We start from the raw sequence: 18,181 nt of genomic DNA, 5'->3' as shown, positions 1-18,181 counted from the left end.
CCCGCGTGCTAACCGACCGGAACGGATTCGGCGGGCCCGGCCCGCAGGCCCTCCCCCGGCGCCGATCCGTCCTGCGAGAAGGTCACCGTCACCACCGCGCCGGGCGCGGCTGTTTCGAGCCCGAGGAAGGTCTGATAGAGATCGACGCCCACGTACTGGCCGCCGGGCGCACCGCCGATGATCTCCACCAGCGCGAGATGCAGATGCGGTGGGATGCCGCCGAATTCGAGCACCGTGCCGAGGAAGTCGCCACGTGACACCGTCGAACCCACACCGAGGCCCGAGGGTACATCGGTGAGGTGGGTGTAGAAGCCGCCCATCATGTCGTTGGGCGCGCGCAGGAAGATCTGTGCGCCGTAGACCTTTCCGCTGTCGGTGGCCGGGGTGTGCGGGGTGAAGCGGGTGATGTGACCGTCGAACGCGGCGAACACCGGAGTACCCGCCTGGCCGCCGAGGTCCATGCCGTACTCGATGTACCAGTGCGGTCCCTGATGCCCGCCCTGGTGTGGCCCGCCGTGTGCCCGGGTATACCCCGAGGGGTCGACGGGCGCGGAGATGTCCATGGTGAACGCGCCACGCGCCAGCGCGCGTGGACGCGGGATCCGCCGGAAGGCCGGTAGTTGCGCGGCGATCTCGGCCGGGACCTCTTCGGAATCCCAGGCCAGGCTGGCCCCGGGCACCGCGCCTTCGATCTCCTGGATCTTGTCCTGCACCACCCGCATCTGGTCGTCGTCGAGGTCACCGAGGCGCGTGCCGACGGAGATGCCGAGCGCGTTCGCGACCGCGTGGGCGTAGGTGGCGGGATCGTTGCCGTCGGAGGCGGGGGCGTACCGGGCGAAACCGTCGAGGATCGACAGGTCGCGATACGACGCCGACCGCAACAGCTGCGCGATGGCGAAATACCCGTCGCCCCAGGAGGGGAACACCAGGAAGTTGTGCCAATTGAACTTGCCCGGGTACTGGCCGTAGTCCGGGCCACCGGGCACCCCGGTGATATTGCCCGGATTGTTGTTCAGCCACGCGAAGCTGCCCTCGTGATTGCGCATATGTGGTCGGCCACGGGCGATTTCGTCGGCGTGGATCACGTAGTGGAAGATCTCCTTGCCGTGGCCGCCGTAGTCGGTGGGATCGTGCGGATTCGTACCGGGAAACCATTCGGCTCGGGGAATGTTCTTGTCGGTCGACATCCGGCCGTTCCAGTACCAGACGTGGTCGCCGAGTTCGAGTGTCATGGTGCACCTGCCTTCGTGAGAGTTATGCGGACAGCGCGCCACCGATGGCGGCGGCGACGGCGGCGTGGGCGAGATATTCGGCGATGTCGTGCGCGTGTTCCTTCGAGTTCTCGACCGCGACCTCCCGCAGCCCGGGCCCCCACGCCTGGCTCAGCGGGCAGCCGATCGCGATCGGGTCACCCGCGTACCAGGTGTTGAGCCAGTCACCCACCCGCTCGGGCCGATTCGCCCCACCGGTGAGCAGCTTGCGGTACACCCCGTCGAGTCCGAGGGGGCTGCCCGCGGTGACCAGCAGGCGCACCTTCACTTCCTGCGGGAGCTGGGTGAGCAGATCGAGGGCGACCACCGTGCCGAGGCTGTGACTCACCAGGATCAGCTCGCCGCTGCCGGGCACATCGGCCAGGACCGCGTCGAGGACGCCCTTGCGGACTCGTTCGTCGTCGAGATAGGCGGCGACGTCCTTGAAGATGGCGCCGATGAGCGCCGAATCGAGCCCGCTGCGGGCGGCGATCCAACTCAACTGGTCGTGCAACCGGTCGAGCAGCACCGCACCGAAGCCGCCGAACAGTTCGCGGCTCTGCGGGTCGGCGGGCAGGTCGGTCGGCATGCCCGCGCGGTGCGCCGCCTCGGCGACCAGGTCTTCGTACAGGGCGGGGCCGGCGTCGACGGCTTCCCGCGTGTCCATGCTCTCGACGAGCCGGTCGCCGTAGAAGGGGAAGTAGGCGTCGGCGGGGTCGACGGGTGCGAGCCCGGCCAGGGTGAGGCCCTTGTTCAATCCGGCGGTCCAGTTGCGGCGCAGTTCGGCCGGGTCGCGGCCCTGCTGACCGCGCCCGTGCAGGAACAGCACGCTGCGTCCGCCGGTGCCGACAGGTCGTCCGCGCAGACCGCGCACGGTGCTCTCGCGTACCGGAACAGGCTGTGGCACCGGCGCGGCCACGGCCTCGACCACAGGAAGCGCCGCCGTGGGACCGAGCTCGTCGAGCAGCGCGCGCTGGGCGGGCTCGAAGCACCGGGACGCCAGGTCGCGCAGCAGCACGCTCACCCGGGTGCCCTCGTTGGCGATCCACTCGATGGCGTCGTCACCGTCGCCGCGCTGCCACAGCTTGCCGTCCTTGCGCAGCACCCGGCCCTTGTCGTCCTTCTTCGGCACCCCGGCGTGATGCAGGGCGACGACCTCCCACTGATCGTTGAAGACCGGCGAACCGGAATTTCCCGGTTCGGTGTCGGAGTGGTAGTGCAGGAAATGCTCGAGCTGCAGGTCGAGGCGGTTGTCCCGGATCGAGATCTCCTTGAGCCTGCCCGAGGGATGGCCGACGACGTTCATCGCCTCACCGATCACGATCTTGCCCGGCTCGGCGATCAGCTTGTTCCAGCCGAACTCCGTGCCCGCGACCGAACCGTCGGTGTTCGGTGCGACCAGCACCAGCGTGTAGTCCAGATGCTCACTCGTGACGAACAGTTCCTCGGGCGCCAACCGGTAGTGCACGGTGGGGCCGGGCACGTTGTTCGCCGCGACCTCGGCACCGAACTCGACCACCACCGACGCGGCATCCGCCACGGTCGGCAGCACGTGGTTGTTGGTGAGCAGCAGCTGCGGCGACACCATCGAGCCGGTGCCGATCGGAATCTGACGGCCGTTGTCGTTCAACGAGATCCGGGCCACCGCGTGCGCCGCACGGGCACCTCGGGTCAGGAAGTTCACCGCCTGCAACTCGTTGGCGAAGCCGATCACCCGCTCGAGGGAGCCGATGCCGTCGACCGGGTCGTGTCTGCCCAGGTCGATCACCGCCTTGGCGGGCACCTCCCCGGCGACGAGCAACCGGTCGGCGCGGGCGACGATCTGCTCTTTCGTGTCGACGACCACCGACTCGGTGGCGGCTCGTCGGCGCTGCACTTCTTCGCGCTGCTCGGCGGTCGCGGCGAACCGTCGCGCCGCGGCGTCCATCTGTTCACGCCACGCGTCGGTGCGTACTTCGCTGTCGTTGTCCATGGGGTCACCTCGCCCGGGGAGTGTGTGCTGGTGGTGTCAGCGTGGGCGCGGGAGGTGGTGCCGGACACGAGTAGTGCACCACTCGAATTCCGCGCGACGGGGTACTCAGCCGGGATAGATGGCGTGCACAGCGGCCACGTCACCCGGTGAGAGTGCGCTGCGCTGGCCCATGCCGGTGCCCGGCGGCAGCGGCACGCGCGCGACGATGGTCGGGCTGCCGTCCACGCTGAAAGCCGTCGGCGGATAATGCATGATGGAGCTGAAGTCGTAGCCGCCGACATCGTCACCGTCGGTGATGTGCTGGGCGAAGTTGTGCCGGTGGGCGGGGTCGACGTGTGCGAGGCGGACCTCGACGAAGCTGTCGCGGTCCTCTCGGCTCTGTTCGTGCCAGAGTCCGAGCGCGTGGGCCATCTCGTGCACCACGGTGCCCACCGGCGCGCCGTCGGAGAGCTCGATCGTCTGCGGGCCGCCCCGCCTACCCACCGGGGACCGGCTCGCGGTGCTCGGCACGAAGCGCACGAAGTCGGGATGCTGCGCGGTGCGGGGGACGAAACGGATCCTGGTGCGCTCGTGCCAGTGCGCGACCGCGTCGTGCACACGGTGCGCGGCGGGCAACCCCGGATCGATCTCGAACGGAACGATCGCGCCCGGCCAGCGGAAGAATTCGCCGGTGACGACGATGCCTTCGAGCCGACGGCGGTCGTCGATCTCGGCGAGGGTGCCGAGCACGATGTCGCCCTCGAAGACGGCCAGGTCGTCGACCGCGGCGTAGCGGAGTTCGCGCACACCGTGTCCGACACTGCCGATCGGGGTGGCGCCTGCTTCTGGGCCCGAACGGAATTCGCCCGTGGCCTCCACGTGGGTGGAAGAGTTTTCGATGGTCATGCGCTTCAGCGTGCGGCGCCGACAGCGGCACACGCGCGAGTAGCGCACTACCCGTTCGACCGGCCGAGGCCGCCGCGCTGGGCGGCCCCGGTGCGGGAGAGATCAGAGATTGACGCCGAAATCGCGGGCGATGCCCTCGAGGCCCGAGGCGTAGCCCTGGCCGATGGCGCGGAACTTCCATTCGGCGCCGTTGCGGTACAGCTCACCGAACACCATGGCGGTTTCGGTCGAGGCGTCCTCGGACAGGTCGTAGCGGGCCAGCTCCTCGCCGTTGGCCTGGTCGACCACGCGGATGTAGGCGTTGCGGACCTGGCCGAAGGACTGATTGCGGGTGAGACCGTCGTAGATCGAGACGGGGAACACGATGGAGTCGATGGTCGGCGGGGTGTTGGCCAGGTCGACATTGACGACCTCGTCGTCACCGGCGCCCTCGCCGGTCCGGTTGTCACCGACGTGCTCGATGGAGCCTTCAGGCGACTTCAGGTTGTTGAAGAACACGAAGTGCTTGTCGGACACGACCTTCTTGTCGGCGCCGAGCGCGATGGCGCTGGCGTCGAGGTCGAAGTCCGTGCCGGTGGTGGTCCGCAGATCCCAGCCGAGACCGACCGCGACGGCGGTGAGGTTCGGCGCCGCCTTGGTCAGCGAGACATTGCCACCCTTGGACAAACTGACACCCATACCGATTACTCCCATCGATCAACGCGGCACAGAGGGCGCCGACGATTCGCACCCTAGCACTGCGCGGTGACGCGACGACGCCTCACCGGAAACCCGAAAAACTCTGGTATACAGCCGGATTCCGCCGCCGTGTCAGGCCTGATCGACGCGTTCGTGCGCGGTCAGCAGCAGGTGGTCGAAGCGGGTCCGGCAGCCGGGGATCTGGGGTTCGAGGCGTCGGGCGTCCTCGACGAGTTGAGCGGCGAGGTCACGCAGTTTGGTGTTCGTCTCCTGCGAGCGCCAGCGCAGTACCTTGAACGCCTGGTCGGGGCCGACCCCGTACATGAGGGCGATGACGCCCTTGGCCTGTTCGATGGCGGCGCGTGCCTCGATCAGTTCGGGCAGGGTCTCGTCGAGGATTTCCTTGCGTTCGTCCTCCAGGCGCTGGGTGACGTCGATGTAGTAGCCGGTGGTGCCGATGACCGTGCCCTCGTCGTCGATGAGGTGGTCACCGACGATGATGACCTCGTGCTCGTCGCCATGGGTGTCGATGATGCGGTGCCTGCCGCAGACCGGTTCACCCGCGTCGACGGCGCAGGTGATCGCGGTGCCGAGATCCTGCTGGTCGTCGGGGTGTTTGTGCGACAGCAGCAGTTCGGTCGTCGGCTCCACCTCACCGGGTCGGTAGCCGTAGATCTCGGCGAGCTCGTCGGACCATTCCCAGCGGCCGTCGGCGAACCAGAACTGGAAGGAGCCGATGCCCGCGCAGGCCTCGGCGCCGATCACCTGGCTGATCGCGGTGACCGCGTCCGGTACTGATTCGTCACTCAACATCACTTGATAAGTATTTACCATCTCACCGGGTCAGGAGGCTGTCGGGGCCGAAAACCGGATTTGATACCCATACCCCCTAGGGGTTTACAATCGCCGCCAGGAGTCGTACCTTCGACGCATGATCACCTCGCTGTTCGCCAACCGCGACTATCTCCGGCTCTTCACCGCCCAGATGACGGCGCTGTCCGGCACCGGGCTGACCACCGTCGCGCTCGGCCTGCTCGCCTACGACCTGGCCGGTGCCGAGGCGGGCGCCGTGCTCGGGACCGCTCTCACCATCAAGATGCTCGTCTACGTGACCGTCGCCCCGATCGTCGCCGCCTACGCCGACCGGTTCCCGCGCCGGATCTTTCTGGTCTCGCTCAACGCGGTCCGTGGCGCCGTGGTGCTCGCCTTGCCGTTCATCGATCAGATCTGGCACATCTACGTGCTCATCGCCGTGCTCCAGACCGCCTCGGCGGCCTTCACCCCGACGTATCAGGCGGTGATCCCCGACATCCTGCCCGACGAACGCGACTACACCCGGGCGCTGTCGGCGGCTCAGCTGGCCGCGACGATGGAGACGCTGCTGAGCCCGATGCTCGCGGCGGCCGCACTCACCCTCATCAGCTTCCACTGGTTGTTCGTCGGCACCGCCATCGGCTTCGTGATCTCGGCCGTGCTCGTGGTCGCCACCCGGATTCCCGACGCGGGCGCGACCACCGGTGGCAGTTTCCGGCAACGAATCGCGGTGGGGATGCGGATCTTCGCCGCGACGCCTCGGCTACGCGGGCTGCTCGGCCTCAACCTGGTGGTGGCCGCAGCCGGGTCGGTCGTCATGGTCAACACCGTCAACTATGTGCGCGACACGCTCGGTGGTTCGCAGACCGGTGTCGCGGTTCTGTTGGCGGCCAACGGATTCGGCACCATGGTCGTAGCGCTGTCGCTGCCCGGAGTGCTGGACCGGGTCGGTCCCCGATCGGTGATGCTCAGTGGCGCGGCGGTCCTGCTCACCGGTCTCGGCGCGGCCGTCGCGCTGTCGAACGCCACGGACGGACAATGGCGCTGGCTCGCGGCCGGGGCCGTGTGGGCGATGGTCGGGGCGGGCACCGCCGCGGTTCTCACCCCGACCGGGCAGATCCTGCGCAGGTCCTCGCAACCCGCCGACCGGGCCGCGCTGTTCGCCGCGCAGTTCTCACTGTCGCACCTGGCCTGGCTGCTCACCTACCCGATCGCCGGATGGCTCTCCACCGCGACCGGTTTCACCACTACCTGGCTGGTGCTCCTCGGCTCGGCCGCCCTCGGCGCCACGGTCGCGCTGCGCTCCTGGCCCCACAACGACCCGGCCGAGATCACCCACCTGCACGAGATCGGCACCATCGACCCGGCCCGCCTGACCGACGCGGTGCGCATCACCGACCGGCTCTACCAGCACACCCACCCCTACGTCATCGACGCCGCACACCAGCGGTGGCCACGCGACTCCCACGCCCTCGCCGCCTGAGCAGGTACCCGGCCGACCGCACCGGTGACCGTGTTCGCCCGAAGCAGGGTGTGGCGAAAGCTGTTGCCGCATAAGGTGAGGATTCCGCGACGATCGGTGGTGTATGAACTCCTCATTCCTTTCCACGGCTCTGCCACCCGCGCTTGCCGTCATCATGTTCGGGCTCGGCCTGTCGTTGACCGGTGCCGATTTCACCCGGGTCGCGCGGGCGCCGAAGGCCGTCGCGGTGGCTCTGGTGTGTCAGGTGATCGTGCTGCCCGCGGTGGCGTTCGGACTGGTGATGCTGTTCGACCTCGAGCCGCTGCTCGCGGTGGGGATGATGCTGCTGGCCGCCTCGCCCGGCGGGGCGACCGCGAATCTGTTCAGCCACTTGTTCCGGGGTGATGTCGCGCTGAACGTGACGCTCACCGCGGTCAATTCGATGCTGTGCGTGGTGACCGTCCCGGTGGTCACCAATCTGGCCGTCCACCAGTTCGCCGCGAACGAGACGGGCCAACTGGGACTGCAGTTCGGCAAGACCCTGCAGGTGATAGCGATCGTGCTGATCCCGGTCCTGATCGGTATGCAGGTGCGGCGCCGGGCGCCCGGATTCGCCGACCGGATGGATCTGCCGGTGCGGATCGCGTCGATTCTGATTCTGGCGGTGATCGTGGTGGTCACGATGATCGCGGACCGGGCGGCGATCGGTGGGTACTTCCTCGATGTCGGGGCGATCACCATCGCGTTCTGCGTAATCAGCCTCACCACCGGTTACCTGGTGCCGCTCGCCTTCGGGGTGAGCGCCCCGCAGGCGATCGCGTCGTCGATGGAGGTGGGGGTGCACAACAGTGCGATCGCGATCACCCTCGCGATCACTGTGCTCGACAGTGCGCGCATCGCGGTGCCCGCCGCCGTGTACGCGGTCCTGATGACGCCGCTGGCCACACTGTTCGGCGTGATCATCAGCCGACGGAAGATCCACCGCGAGGTCGCCGCGGTCACGGCGTAGTCAGCGACCGTCGCGGGGCAGCACCACGGTGAAGGTGGCACCACGACCGGGTGTGCTCGCGACTCCGACGTGGCCGCCGTGCGCCGCCACCAGGGCCTGCACGATCGACAGCCCGAGGCCCGAGCCGCCGCTGGATCGGGCGCGCGAGTCGTCGGTGCGGTAGAACCGTTCGAACACCCGAGCCGCCGCCTGTTCCGACAGGCCGGGCCCCTCGTCGACGACGTCGACGGCGACCTCGTCGTCACCAGGACGCAGACGCACCATGATCGGGCTACCGGGCGGGGTGTGGGTGAGGGCGTTGCCGAGCAGGTTCGCCAGGACCTGCCGCAGCCGTGCCTCGTCGCCGAGGACGACCATCGCGCCGTCACCGACCACTTCCAGGTCGAGCGACCGGGGAACCGGCTGCCCGGCATCGCGCGCGTGGGCATCGCCCACCGCGTCGCGGGCCAGCGCGAGCAGATCCACCGGCGCCCGCTCGAGGGGGCGGTTGGCGTCGAGGTTGGCCAGCATCAGCAGGTCACCGACGAGCCCGCCCATCCGGATGGACTCGGCCTCGATGCGACCGAACAGGGTCTCGGGGTCGGCGCGGTGCCCGTGCCGGTACAGCTCGGCGAAGCCGCGGATGGTGGTGAGCGGGGTGCGCAGTTCATGGCTGGCGTCGGCGACGAACTCCCGCATCCGCGACTCGGACCGGCGCGCCGCCGCCTCCGAGGCCTCGGTCGCGGCGACACCGTCCTGGATACGGGTGAGCATCACGTTCAGTGAGCGGGCCAGATGGTCGACCTCGGTGTCGACACCCCGCACGGGGACACGACGGTGCAGGTCACCGTCCGCGATGGCGGCCGCGGTCTCCTCCACCGCGCGCAGCGGGCGCAGGCTCCACTGCACCACCAGGTAGCCGACGACACCGAGCAGCAGCAACGCGATGACGCCCGCGACGAGCTGCACCAGCAGCAGACCCGTGATCGTCTGCCGGGTTTCCGACAGCGACAGCCCGACGGTGACCGAGCCGTGCTCGTTCGTGGTGGTCAGCACCCGCCAGCTGGTGTCGGGGCCACTGCGGGAATCGACGGTGCGCGGTCCGGGATCGCCGCCGGTGGCATCCGGTAGCCCGGCGGAGCCGTCGGTCGCGCCGGGCGACTCGAGATAGACCTCGCCGTCGGGCCCGGTTCGGATCTCGGCGAAGCGGCGCGGCTGCTCGCCTTCCAGCGGTACGCCGTTCGGTGCGTCGGCGGGTACCCAGCGGGTGGTGCCCGCCGCGTCGGTGACCTGTTTCATCGCTCGCGGCTGCGCCCAGGTCCGCGCGGCGTCGATCAACTGTTCGTCGACTCGGTCGGTGAGGGAATTCGACATCACCGTGGTGACGACCGCACCGACCGAGGTGAGCACCACCGCCGCGAGCGCGAGCAGCACGAGCACCAGTCCGACCCGCAGCGGCACCGCGGCGAATCGCCGTGCCGCCGCGGCGAATACGGTCATCGCGGTTCCCGCAGCACGTAGCCGACGCTGCGCAAGGTGTGCAGCAGCTTGGGTTCGGTGGTGTCGACCTTGCGTCGCAGGTACGACACGTAGGACTCGACGATGTTCGCGTCACCACCGAAGTCGTAGTGCCACACGTGATCCAGGATCATCGGCTTGCTCAGCACCTTGCCCGCGTTCACCATGAAGTAGCGCAGCAGCGTGAATTCGGTCGGTGACAAACTCACCGGCTCCCCTGCCTTGAACACTTCATGGCTCTCGTCGTCGAGCTCGATGTCGGCGACGCGCAATCTCGGGCTCCGTTCCGAAGCCGCCGCGCCCGCCCGGCGCAGGATCACCCGGATGCGGGCGATCACCTCCTCGAGGCTGAACGGTTTGGTCACGTAGTCGTCGGCGCCGAGACCGAGACCGGTCAGTTTGGACTCGGTCTGATCGCGAGCGGTCAGGAACAGTACCGGGGCCATCACACCGTCGGCACGCAACCGGCGCAGCAGGGTGAAACCGTCCATGCCGGGCATCATCACGTCCACGACCAGGGCGTCGGGACGGAACTTACGTGTCGCGTCGAGCGCGGCCGCGCCGTCGGCCGCGGTCGCCACCTCGAAACCCTGGAATCGCAGGCTGGTGCTCAGCAACTCGACGATCATCGGTTCGTCGTCCACGACGAGGATGCGGGCTTCGGGCTTGTCGGCGCTCATGGTTTCAGCATGGCTGGCCCACCGCACACGGACCTGGAAGGAAACTGGGCGTTTCCTGTGAACGGGTACGCGACGACCTCGACGGTCGTCGCGTACCCGAGGTTCAGCTGGTCAGGTCGTAGACGGTGACGCCGTCGACCTGCTGGGCGGTGAAGTTCTGCGTCACCCAGGCGGTGATCGCGTCGTCGCCGCGCGCACCCGGTCCACCGGCGCCGCCGCCGATGAAATAGTGGATCCGGCCGTCGGCCACGTACTGCTGGAATTGCGCGAGGGTGGGGTACGGGTCGCTGCCGTTGAATCCGCCCAGCGACATCACCGGCAGTTCGGTGGCCAGCTGGTAGGTCGCGGCGGAGTTCGAGCCGGTGGCCGCCGCGGCCCAGGTGTAGGCGTCCGCGTTGTCGGTGAGCAGGGCGATCACCGCCTCGCTCACCTGACTCGCGCCACCGAGGAAACCGCCGTCACCACGACCGTTCGGAGCACCACCCCCGCCCGGCATCAGAGCCTCATCCGCCGCGCCGGGCTGAGCGGCGCCGTCGCCAGGGATGGCGCCGAAAGGACTACCCGTGGCGACACCTGGCGCTCCCCGGTCGCCCCGACCCTCCGGCATGCCGCCGCCGGGCATGCCCCACCCACCTCGGACGTCCGGCCCGGCGCTGGGGATGGACCCGGTATTGACCGACGCGATGGTCTCGACGGTGTAAGCGGCAGGCCCGGCGAGTGCGACAGCACCGGCCAGCAGGGCCGCCACCCCCGAACGTTTGGGCGCGGGTGGCAGCGACAAGGCGAGCGTCGCGCCGATTCCGCCGACCAGGACGACCCACCGCAGCCACGGCACGAAATCGCTGGTGCGCGAGAGCAGTACCCAGGCCGTCGCGGTGGTCACCGCCATCGTCGCGGCCGCGCATCCGCGCGCCCACAGCCGCTCGCGACGGTGCCGGAGCAGCACCGCGCCGATGGCGGTGAGCGCGGCGATCGCGGGCGCGAGGGCGACGGTGTAGTACTGGTGGAAGATCCCCTGCATGAAGCTGAACACCGCGGCGGTGACCAACAGCCAACCGCCCCACAGCAGAACCGACGCCCGCCGCAGGTCGGTGCGCGGCGCCCGGCCGTAGACGACCAGCGCCACGACCGTCAGGATCAGCGCGGCGGGCAGCAACCACGCGATCTGCCCACCCTGCGCCGAGTCGAACAATCGAGTGAGGCCGGTCTGCCCCCACATGCCGTTGCCGCCCGGGGGCAGCTCACCGCCCGGACCGACACTGCCGGTTTCGTTGCCGCTCAGTCGGCCGAGACCGTTGTAGCCGAGGGTCAGTTCGATGATCGAATTGTTCTGCGAGCCACCGAAGTAGGGTCGGGAATCGACCGGCCACAGCTGCGCGATCAGTACCCACCAACCCGCGCCGACCACCATGGCGGCACCGGCGGCGAACAGGTGCAGCACGCGGGTCCCCAGTTTCGGCGGCCCGGCGAACAGGTACACCAGCACCAGGGCCGGGAGGACCAACAGCACCTGCAGTTGCTTGGCCAGGAAGCCGAACCCCATGAACAGCCCGCACAACACCAACCAGCGCACGCGCCCGGATTCGGTGGCGCGCAACAGGGCCCAGGCCGCGGCGATCATCAGGAACACCAGCAGCGCGTCGGGGTTGTTGAACCGGAACATCAACGCCGCCACCGGAGTCAGGGCCAGCCCGAGACCGGCGAGCAGACCGGCCGCCGCACCGTGATACCGGCGAACCGTCGCCCACAGCAGCCCCACCGACGCGACGCCGAGCAGCACCTGCGGCCCGAGCATGCTCCAACTGCTGAATCCGAACAACCGCGCCGACAACTCCATCGGCCACAGCGCGGCCGGGGTCTTGTCGACCGTGATCGCGTTCGCCGCGTCCGACGACCCGAAGAAGAACGCCTTCCACGACACCGAACCGGCCTGCACGGCGGCCGCGTAGAACGAATTGGCCCAGCCGTTGGCGGTGAGGTTGCACAAGTAGGCCACCGCCGTGCCGATCAGCAGGACAGCAAGCGCCGGAAACTCCCATTTCGGCCGGGTCGCCGAATTATTCACTGCCGGTTCGGCTTCCGGCCTCGCGATCAGCGTGGTCATCGGCGATCACCCGCAGCACGGAACACCCACCGCAGCCCGACGAAACGAACAAGCGTGGCGACACAATTCGCGACGACCAGCACCGCCAGCTCGCTGTGCACCGACGCGCCGGGGGCCCAGCGGTGCAACGCGAACAACGACCCGCTGGTGATGAGGAGACCGCATACGAAGATCACCAGCCCCTGGACATGCTGGGCCGCACGGCCCCGGGGGCCGCGGATACCGAAGGTGAAGGCTCGATTGGTCGCGGTGTTCGCCACCGCGGTCACCAGCAGGGCGAGCAGGTTCGCCGCCTGCGCCCCCGTCACCGGTTGCAGCAGCAGATACAACGCGACATACGCCAGCGTCGACAACACACCGACGAGGGCGAAGCGCACCAGCTGCCCCACCATCCCCGACGGCACGCCGGGAACGAGCGGTTCCCGGCCACTCGCGGCGCGCAGCTCGGCCAGCGGCAGTCGTCCGCTGACCAGCTCCCGACCGAGGCGCCACATTCCCAACAGATCCTTGCGGACGGTGTCGACGATATCGACGCGGCTGTCGGGATCGTCGATCCAGTCGACGGGCACTTCATGGATGCGCAACCCGGCCCGCTCGGCCAAGACGAGCAGCTCGGTGTCGAAGAACCACTCTCGATCGCGCACCATCGGCAGCAGTGCGCGCGCCACGTCGGCACGCATCGCCTTGAAGCCGCACTGGGCGTCGGAGAACCGCACCCCCAGGCAGGTGCGCAGCAGCAGGTTGTAGCCGCGCGAGATCAGCTCCCGCTTGGGTCCACGCACCACCCGGGCCGAGGTGGCCAGCCGGGAACCGATCGCGATCTCGGAATGCCCCGACATCAGCGGCGCGACGAGGGGCAGCACGGCGTTGAGATCGGTCGACAGGTCGACGTCCATATAGGCGACCACCTGCGCGTCGGAGGCAGCCCACACGGTGTGCAGCGCCCGCCCCCGACCCTTGCGGTCCAGGTGCACCACGCGCACGCCGTCGAGTTCGGTGGCCAGATGCTGGGCGATCAGCAGGGTGTTGTCGGAGGAGGCGTTGTCGGCGATCGTGATGCGCGCGGTGAACGGGAACCCGTCACGCAGGAACGCGTGCAGCCTGCGCACACAGTCGGCCAGGTCGTTTTCCTCGTTGTAGACCGGAACGACCACGTCCACCCCGGGGGCGGTGGTCACCTCGGCCACGGTTGCCGCCCACGGGGCGGTGTCTGTGTCGGTCATGACACCGACAGTGATCGCCCAGCCTGGAGCGGACCTGCGCCTGACCTGGGAATTACCTGGACGCCCTACGACGTAGCTCGCCGGACTGCGACGAGTGCCCGGAATCGGAGGGTTCAACCGTCACGATTCGGGGTACAGAGAGCTGGATACCGCTCGCCGACCCGGCGGACGGGACGTCAGGCGGCGTTTTCACAGGCTGGAGAACACAGTGCTGAAGTTGATCGAGCTCATCAGAGGGACCGGCGCGGCCGAGGACATCGCGGGCGCGCCCCGCTCCGCTGGTCATCTGCGCGCGGGCGACATCGTGCTCACCGCCAAGCGCAGCTACCGGGTGGTGAGCACCAGCTTCGCCGACGACGCGCGCCGCGCGGGCCGCGTGGTGGCCGACACCGTCGACCTGGTCACCGGGCGGCTGCGCGTCCTCGACTACCCGAGCGCCGACACGATGGTCACGGTCAAGACCGCCTGACCGCTCACACCGGCCGGTGCCGGATACCGCCGAATCCCCGGGTGTGCGCGCCCTGGGTGGGAACGGCGTCGTCGGTCACCACGGGAGCCCGTTCGTCCCCGACCACGCGGGTACGTTCGGCGAAAGCGATGTCACGGGTGCTGCGGACCGACAGCCTGCCCAGCGAGCCGGCGGCGAAGAACAGGATCAGTGCGCCGAGCCCGTAGAAGAACGTCAGCTGCACCAGTGCGCGCTTGACGTCCGACCCGGCCACCGGTTCACCCATGTCCCCGAGCCGGAACAGTGCGGCGAGGAACGGTCCGATCACGAACCACGCGCCCGCGGCCACACCGAGCCAGGCGCCGAAACTGGCGACCACCCGGTTGCGGCTCATCAACATCAGCAGGCCACCCACGATCGCGACCACACCGGGTAGCACCTGCAACCAGCCGCGTGCCGTCGTCCAGACCCACGGCTCGTCGGGTGTGTAGGCGAAATCGAAGTACGGCCCGATGAACGGTATGAGCGCACCCCAGAGACCGAGGAGCAGCACCGCGAGGCCGCCGAGCGCGCCGCGGCTGCGTGGGATGTGCAGTCGTCCGCCTCGCCCGGTCGTGCCTTTCTCGTCGACGTTCACCATGACGCCTCCCATCATCGACAATTCAGGTGGGTGGCGTGTACCCCGCTACCGAGCGAATACGCAGGCCTTGGCCGATCAAGACCGGGACACGACAGTGGGCACCGACCCGTCGGATCGGTGCCCACCGGCGAAGATCACGCTAGGCGTTGATCGTCACCGCATCGTCGGCGATCGAGTAGCTGATCGTACCGTTCTCGAAGTGGCTGATCTTGCCGCCCTCGATGTCCTGCTCGTCGGAGGTCGGGTAGCCGAGACGGCCGCCCGCGCCGCCCTCGGCCTCCCACGCCTGACGGATCGCGCCGTAGACGGTCTTGGCCCCGGTGGGGAGCTTGAAGTAGATGACGCCGCCGGTGAACTCCTGGTACTTGCCGCCGTTGGGGGCATCCAGTTCCGCCGAGATCGGCTCGCCGAGGGGGCTCGACGCGCCACCGGCTTCGTTGTAGTGGTCGCCGATCGCTCCCGTGGCTTCGAATCCCATGAACCCAATTCCTTTCACACAGACAATCATTGGCAAAGCAGCCGCTAAGTTACCGCATCGTCGACAGTTTTGGGGATGACTCGCGAAAAGACATGGCTTCGACACGAGAAATGCTGCGAATGGCTACTTGTCAGCATCGTGTTCGTCACATCCTGGCTACCCCAACGACATCAACACGGCACCGCCGCGCAGCGGCACGAATACGCCTGTGTATCCGCACCGTCGAGCTCGGTGACGCTTGCTGTTTCTTCGACCCCGTGGCCTTCGAGCACCCGCACGATCTGCGGGCCGGTGGGACGTCTCGTCCCTTGCCACGGCACCACCGTAGCCGTTGTGGGCCGACAATGGTGAGACATCCTGCGGCCGAACATCTCTCGTGTCGCCTGTCGCGCGTTTCCGACGGTGGCGCGATGCCGTGTTCAGCCGATCGATGCGCGCGTCACCGGCACGGTTCACCGGTCGGCCATGCCGACGCCGGGCAGCGGCGATACGGTGCCTGGCCCGGGATGGTGTCCAGTGAGGGAGTCGAGTGGAGCGGCACGGCAACGGGATCAGCCGCCGCCGGGTGCTGTGGGGCGCGGGCGCGGCGGTGGCACTCACCGCACTGTCCCCGCCGACCAGGACCGGCGCGATCACGCGCGGTGGCGCGGCGGTGCCAGGGGAGAGCGGACGGCGCGCCGACCTGGCCGAGCGGGCGATCGTCACCCGGCACGTCCGATCACTGTGGGGGTTGCCGCAGCGGCAACTCGGCACTCTGGTCTGGCCCGCCTCGCTCACCGACCAGTCGTTCGGGCGGTGGTGCTATTGGTGGCAGGCCCACCTGGTCGATTGCGCGATCGACGCCGCCGAGCGCGCCCGCACACCCGAGCGCGTCGACCGGGTGGTGGCGCTGGCACGGGGGATCCGGACCCGCAACGTCACCGGGTGGACGAACCGGTACTACGACGACATGGCGTGGTTGCTGCTCGCGCTCGACCGCGCGCGACGGCTGCCGGGTGTGTGCTTCGAGGACGCGGTGAACGACCTGCGCGGGGCCGTGGTCGAGGGCTGGAATCCGAAGCTCGGTGCCGTACCGTGGCGTTCGGGCGACGACTTCTACAACACCCCCGCGATCGGACCGACAGGCATCGCCCTGGCCCGGCTCGGTGATCTCGCCCGCGCTGCCCGGCTGGCGGAGTTCCTGCACACCCGGCTGCGCGATCCCGCCAGCGGGCTGGTTCTCGACGGTGTGCACGAGCCCGGCGGCGCGGTCGACCGCACGGTGCACACCTACTGTCAGGGCGTCGCGATCGGGCTCGACACCGAATTGTTCTCGCGCACAGGAGACCCCGTGTACCGCGAGCGCGCGGCCGTGCTGGTCGCCGTGGTCGACGATCTGCTCACCGACAACGGTGTGATCATCGGCGCCACCGATGACGACTCCGGATTGTTCATGGGCATCCTCGCGCGCTATCTGTCCGAAACCGCACTCGCCCTCGGCGATCCGACGGCCGCGAGAATCGTGCGGACTTCCGCACGGGCGGCCTGGGCGCATCGCGGCGAGGTCGACGGGCTACCGCTGTTCGGATCCGACTGGTCTCGGCCGGTCTCGGTGGCGGCCACGCTGAGCCAGCTCGGTGACACCGGGACCGAGCCGCCCCGTGATCTCTCGGTTCAGCTGAGCGGATGGATGCTGCTGGAGGCGGACTGCCGACTGAGCGCCGCCGGATACTGAGCATCGAATCCCGGTTGCCCTCGTCTCGCTTCTCGCTCAGGATGATGGCGATGACAATCGAATTGAACGACGCTCGTGGTTTGCTCGCCCAGGGGGATCTCGGTGGGTCGGTGCGGTCGCTGCGTCCGATCGCCGAGCAGCTCCCGCTCCCCGAACTCGTGACCTTCCTGATCGAGCTCGCCGACGCCGCCGAACTGGAGCGACTGGCGACCAGTGCGCGAGCGGCTCTCCCGGACGCCACCGATCCGCGCGCACTCACGATGCTCGGCTACGACTGTGTCGAATATGGTCTGTCCTTCGCCGCCGTTCCGGTTCTGCGCGAATCGTTGCGCGTGGATTCCACTGTGCGACAAGCACTCGCGGAGCTGGTGGCCGCCTTGGAGGACGAACATCGTCACGCCGAGGCCGTCGAGGTGCTGCTGCGGTATTCGTCGAGTCCGCGCGAGTGGGCCGAACACTATCTGCTGGTGTACAACTCGATCCTGTCCGGCGATCCGGCGACCGCTCGCGCCGAGTTCGCCGCGCTGGCCGAACCCGATGACGACTGGGTTTTCGCCCGTGATCGGGTCGGCCGCATGCTGATTCGCGCCGAGCGGGCCGCGGCCGTGAGCACGCTGGACGATCGAGACCTGCGCGGGTGGCAGTTCACCCTGACCGGCGGCTACCTCGCCACGATGTCGCCCTACGGATTCGACGCCGGAATGACCGGACGTTGGGCCTACCTGGGCGACAGCGCCACCCTGTGCCGCCGTGGCATCGACCGCCTCGGCCTCGCGCTTTCGGCGGCCGGGCGCACACCACGCACGGTGTCGCTGCTGCCCGACCGGCCCGACCGCATCCTCGGTCTCGCCACGGGCCAGGTGCTCGGCCTGCCCACCCAGGAGTACGAACCCGGCGCCGCCGACACCCTCGTCGTGGCCTACGACCTGCGCACCGTCGACCCGGACCTCGTCGTCACCCTGCACGAGCGCACCCCCGGTCAGATCCTGTTCGAACACGCCACCTGCTGGACGCAGCCCGCCCCTGTCACGGCCGACATCAGCGGCCTGCTCCACCAGACCGTCATCGCACCGTGGGCCGCCACTCAGCGGGTGGGCGACAACGGCCTCGAGCCGGTCCCCGCCGACACCCGCCCCGAGTCCGAGATCGCCGCCGACATCGCCGCCGCCGACCCCACCCCCGACCCCGGAGACGGCGAGACCCCACCCGACCCCGACACCACCTTCACCACCTTCGTCGCGGCCACCGCCGAAACCTGGCTCCACGGCCCCCGCACCCCCGTCCGCTCCCCCGGCCCCGTCCGCAGCTCGTACTTCGCCTGAGCCCGT

At 68.8% G+C, this 18,181-nt stretch carries 16 protein-coding genes; 5 read left to right on the top strand and 11 right to left on the bottom strand.

Annotation, left to right across the window (positions count from 1 at the left end; all coding sequences use genetic code 11):
- Positions 1-8: 8 nt before the first annotated feature.
- From NC7_RS14465 to NC7_RS14445, 5 genes are all read right to left on the bottom strand, one after another.
- Positions 9-1,232, bottom strand: coding sequence for a peptidoglycan DD-metalloendopeptidase family protein (locus tag NC7_RS14465; RefSeq protein ID WP_067983231.1), 1,224 nt, complete (start codon positions 1,230-1,232; stop codon positions 9-11).
- 22 nt (positions 1,233-1,254) lie between these two features.
- Positions 1,255-3,222 carry a trypsin-like serine peptidase gene (locus NC7_RS14460; protein ID WP_067983230.1) on the bottom strand — a complete coding sequence of 656 codons (1,968 nt, stop codon included), beginning with the start codon at positions 3,220-3,222 and terminating at the stop codon, positions 1,255-1,257.
- A 105-nt stretch (positions 3,223-3,327) separates the two neighbouring features.
- Complete coding sequence (locus NC7_RS14455) at positions 3,328-4,107, bottom strand: M12 family metallopeptidase (RefSeq protein WP_157102006.1); 780 nt, start codon at positions 4,105-4,107, stop codon at positions 3,328-3,330.
- Positions 4,108-4,209: 102 nt separating this feature from the next.
- Positions 4,210-4,785 carry a TerD family protein gene (locus NC7_RS14450; protein WP_067983225.1) on the bottom strand — a complete coding sequence of 192 codons (576 nt, stop codon included), beginning with the start codon at positions 4,783-4,785 and terminating at the stop codon, positions 4,210-4,212.
- Between the two features lie 132 nt (positions 4,786-4,917).
- Positions 4,918-5,598 (bottom strand): PAS and ANTAR domain-containing protein, encoded by a 681-nt coding sequence (locus tag NC7_RS14445; protein WP_067983223.1) that lies wholly within the window; start codon positions 5,596-5,598, stop codon positions 4,918-4,920.
- Between the two features lie 118 nt (positions 5,599-5,716).
- On the opposite strand from NC7_RS14445, the gene NC7_RS14440 reads away from it, so the two are divergent.
- Together NC7_RS14440 and NC7_RS14435 are read left to right on the top strand one after the other, a co-directional pair.
- A complete protein-coding gene (locus NC7_RS14440; RefSeq protein WP_067983221.1) occupies positions 5,717-7,081 on the top strand; it encodes an MFS transporter in 1,365 nt (454 codons plus the stop codon).
- A gap of 103 nt (positions 7,082-7,184) precedes the next feature.
- Positions 7,185-8,069 (top strand): bile acid:sodium symporter family protein, encoded by an 885-nt coding sequence (locus tag NC7_RS14435; RefSeq protein WP_067983219.1) that lies wholly within the window; start codon positions 7,185-7,187, stop codon positions 8,067-8,069.
- Here the strand turns inward: NC7_RS14435 and NC7_RS14430 are convergent, their stop codons facing one another.
- From NC7_RS14430 to NC7_RS14415, 4 genes are all read right to left on the bottom strand, one after another.
- Positions 8,070-9,548, bottom strand: a complete 1,479-nt coding sequence (locus tag NC7_RS14430) for a sensor histidine kinase (protein WP_167352433.1) — start codon at positions 9,546-9,548, stop codon at positions 8,070-8,072.
- Positions 9,545-10,246 carry a response regulator transcription factor gene (locus NC7_RS14425; protein WP_067983217.1) on the bottom strand — a complete coding sequence of 234 codons (702 nt, stop codon included), beginning with the start codon at positions 10,244-10,246 and terminating at the stop codon, positions 9,545-9,547. The genes NC7_RS14430 and NC7_RS14425 overlap by 4 nt, the downstream gene beginning before the upstream one ends.
- Positions 10,247-10,349: 103 nt before the next feature.
- Positions 10,350-12,350, bottom strand: coding sequence for a glycosyltransferase family 39 protein (locus NC7_RS14420; RefSeq protein ID WP_067983215.1), 2,001 nt, complete (start codon positions 12,348-12,350; stop codon positions 10,350-10,352).
- Complete coding sequence (locus NC7_RS14415) at positions 12,347-13,573, bottom strand: bifunctional glycosyltransferase family 2/GtrA family protein (protein ID WP_067983213.1); 1,227 nt, start codon at positions 13,571-13,573, stop codon at positions 12,347-12,349. Before NC7_RS14415 ends, NC7_RS14420 begins: the two co-directional genes overlap by 4 nt.
- Before the next feature lie 208 nt (positions 13,574-13,781).
- Between NC7_RS14415 and NC7_RS14410 the strand changes: the two genes are divergently transcribed.
- Complete coding sequence (locus NC7_RS14410; RefSeq protein ID WP_067983210.1) at positions 13,782-14,042, top strand: hypothetical protein; 261 nt, start codon at positions 13,782-13,784, stop codon at positions 14,040-14,042.
- Positions 14,043-14,046: 4 nt separating this feature from the next.
- Here NC7_RS14410 and NC7_RS14405 read toward each other — a convergent pair whose 3' ends face one another.
- Both NC7_RS14405 and NC7_RS14400 read right to left on the bottom strand, forming a co-directional pair.
- The gene (locus NC7_RS14405; protein WP_236573447.1) at positions 14,047-14,661 is read right to left on the bottom strand and encodes a hypothetical protein; all 615 of its coding nucleotides are present in this window, start codon (positions 14,659-14,661) and stop codon (positions 14,047-14,049) included.
- 139 nt (positions 14,662-14,800) lie between these two features.
- On the bottom strand, positions 14,801-15,139 hold the full coding sequence (locus tag NC7_RS14400) for an LGFP repeat-containing protein (RefSeq protein ID WP_067983209.1): 339 nt from the start codon (positions 15,137-15,139) through the stop codon (positions 14,801-14,803).
- Positions 15,140-15,668: 529 nt separating this feature from the next.
- On the opposite strand from NC7_RS14400, the gene NC7_RS14395 reads away from it, so the two are divergent.
- On the top strand, positions 15,669-16,853 hold the full coding sequence (locus tag NC7_RS14395) for a glycoside hydrolase family 76 protein (RefSeq protein WP_067983206.1): 1,185 nt from the start codon (positions 15,669-15,671) through the stop codon (positions 16,851-16,853).
- Positions 16,854-16,903: 50 nt separating this feature from the next.
- Positions 16,904-18,175: a tetratricopeptide repeat protein gene (locus tag NC7_RS14390; protein WP_157102005.1), complete on the top strand. Its 1,272-nt coding sequence runs from the start codon at positions 16,904-16,906 to the stop codon at positions 18,173-18,175.
- The last annotated feature ends 6 nt before the right edge of the window (positions 18,176-18,181 follow it).

Source organism: Nocardia caishijiensis NBRC 108228, from assembly GCF_001612825.1.
Taxonomy (GTDB): domain Bacteria; phylum Actinomycetota; class Actinomycetes; order Mycobacteriales; family Mycobacteriaceae; genus Nocardia; species Nocardia caishijiensis.
This window is presented reverse-complemented; position numbering and strand designations above follow the sequence as displayed.

What these genes read in the sequence shown, in the direction of transcription:
- NC7_RS14465 (WP_067983231.1), bottom strand. Translation starts at nt 1,232, where the DNA reads ATGACACTCGAACTCGGCGACCACGTCTGGTACTGGAACGGCCGGATG.
- NC7_RS14460 (WP_067983230.1), bottom strand. Translation starts at nt 3,222, where the DNA reads ATGGACAACGACAGCGAAGTACGCACCGACGCGTGGCGTGAACAGATG.
- NC7_RS14455 (WP_157102006.1), bottom strand. Translation starts at nt 4,107, where the DNA reads ATGACCATCGAAAACTCTTCCACCCACGTGGAGGCCACGGGCGAATTC.
- NC7_RS14450 (WP_067983225.1), bottom strand. Translation starts at nt 4,785, where the DNA reads ATGGGTGTCAGTTTGTCCAAGGGTGGCAATGTCTCGCTGACCAAGGCG.
- NC7_RS14445 (WP_067983223.1), bottom strand. Translation starts at nt 5,598, where the DNA reads ATGTTGAGTGACGAATCAGTACCGGACGCGGTCACCGCGATCAGCCAG.
- NC7_RS14440 (WP_067983221.1), top strand. Translation starts at nt 5,717, where the DNA reads ATGATCACCTCGCTGTTCGCCAACCGCGACTATCTCCGGCTCTTCACC.
- NC7_RS14435 (WP_067983219.1), top strand. Translation starts at nt 7,185, where the DNA reads ATGAACTCCTCATTCCTTTCCACGGCTCTGCCACCCGCGCTTGCCGTC.
- NC7_RS14430 (WP_167352433.1), bottom strand. Translation starts at nt 9,548, where the DNA reads ATGACCGTATTCGCCGCGGCGGCACGGCGATTCGCCGCGGTGCCGCTG.
- NC7_RS14425 (WP_067983217.1), bottom strand. Translation starts at nt 10,246, where the DNA reads ATGAGCGCCGACAAGCCCGAAGCCCGCATCCTCGTCGTGGACGACGAA.
- NC7_RS14420 (WP_067983215.1), bottom strand. Translation starts at nt 12,350, where the DNA reads ATGACCACGCTGATCGCGAGGCCGGAAGCCGAACCGGCAGTGAATAAT.
- NC7_RS14415 (WP_067983213.1), bottom strand. Translation starts at nt 13,573, where the DNA reads ATGACCGACACAGACACCGCCCCGTGGGCGGCAACCGTGGCCGAGGTG.
- NC7_RS14405 (WP_236573447.1), bottom strand. Translation starts at nt 14,661, where the DNA reads ATGGTGAACGTCGACGAGAAAGGCACGACCGGGCGAGGCGGACGACTG.
- NC7_RS14400 (WP_067983209.1), bottom strand. Translation starts at nt 15,139, where the DNA reads ATGGGATTCGAAGCCACGGGAGCGATCGGCGACCACTACAACGAAGCC.
- NC7_RS14390 (WP_157102005.1), top strand. Translation starts at nt 16,904, where the DNA reads ATGACAATCGAATTGAACGACGCTCGTGGTTTGCTCGCCCAGGGGGAT.